Here is a 1,317-nt window from a genome sequence, read left to right on the forward strand (position 1 = left end):
TGAGGTTTCCCCTCTGACCTGGACAGCTTGATACTGGGACGGTTGATCCCAGAGGAAGCAGTTCGAGGTAGTGAGTAAGCAGAGCAACAGGAGCAAGCGGTACACGGCCGAGTTCAAGCGGGACGCGGTCGAGCTCGCGCTGGCCTCGGACAAGACCGTGACGGAGGTGGCCCGGGATCTCGGCGTCAGCGCCGAGGGGCTGCGGAGCTGGGTCAACCAAGCCAAGATCGACCGGGGTGAGGGCCCGGCGGGCGCGCTGACGAGCGCGGAACGCGAGGAGCTTGCCCGGCTGCGACGGCAGAACAGGGAACAGCAGCAAACCATCGAGATCCTGAAAAAAGCCGCGGCCTTCTTCGCGCAGGAGACGCTGAAGTAGGCGCCCTGTGCGCCTTCGTCGACGCGGAGAGGGCCACCGAGACCAACCCCGGTGGCTACAGCGTGTCCCTACTGTGCCGCGTGCTGGGGCTCGCCCGTTCCACCTACTACGCTCACGTGGCGGCCGCCCCGGCGCGGCGGGTGCGGCAGCGGGCCGAGGACAGGCTCGCGGCGGAGATCCGGGTGCTGCACGCCGGCTCGCGCGGTGCCTACGGCGTTCCCCGGATTCATGCCGCCTTGGCGCGGGCCGGGCGCGTGGTGAACCGCAAGCGGGTCGAACGTCTGATGCGCGAGCACGGCATCGCCGGGGTCACCCGGCGCCGCAGGCGGGGGCTGACCCGGCAGGCGAAGCGGGCCGTGTTCGCGCCCGACCTGATCGCCCGGGACTTCAGCGCCCCCAGGCCCGGGATGCGACTGGTCGGCGACATGACCGAACTGGTCACCGAGGAAGGGAAGTTGTATCTGGCGACCTGTATCGACCTGGCCACCCGGGAGGTGGTCGGCTGGGCCTTGGCCGACCACCATCGGGCCGAGCTGCCCGTCGCCGCGCTGCGGCTGGCCGCCGGGCGTGGACAGCTGGAGGCGGGCTGCATCATGCACACCGACCGCGGCAGCGAGTACACCTCAGCCGACTTCCGTTCCGTGATAAGCGAGTTGGGAATGCGGCAGTCGATGGGCCGTGTCGGATCCTGTTACGATAACGCCGCGGCGGAAAGCTGGTTTGCCCTGTTCAAGGCCGAGATCGGCACGACAGTGTGGGCCACCAGGGCACAAGCCCGGGCCGACATCTTCCGCTTCATCGAAGTCGAGTACAACCGCACCCGGCTCCGCAAGCACCCCGAGTTCGGGTACCTCACCCCACTCGAAACCCGAGCCAGACTGCAGCACGACTTCACCCCCGCAGCGTAGAAACCTGCTGTCCAAGATCAGGGGGAAACTTCA

General features: G+C 68.0%; 2 protein-coding genes. Both read left to right on the plus strand.

The features are described from left to right. Positions 1–70 precede the first annotated feature (70 nt). Positions 71–376 (plus strand): transposase, encoded by a 306-nt coding sequence (locus ACZ38L_RS39555; protein WP_465703013.1) that lies wholly within the window; start codon positions 71–73, stop codon positions 374–376. A 5-nt stretch (positions 377–381) separates the two neighbouring features. Next, positions 382–1,284: an IS3 family transposase gene (locus ACZ38L_RS39560; protein ID WP_465703015.1), complete on the plus strand. Its 903-nt coding sequence runs from the start codon at positions 382–384 to the stop codon at positions 1,282–1,284. Positions 1,285–1,317 lie beyond the last annotated feature (33 nt).

This window comes from Kitasatospora sp. NPDC024654, assembly GCF_055559155.1.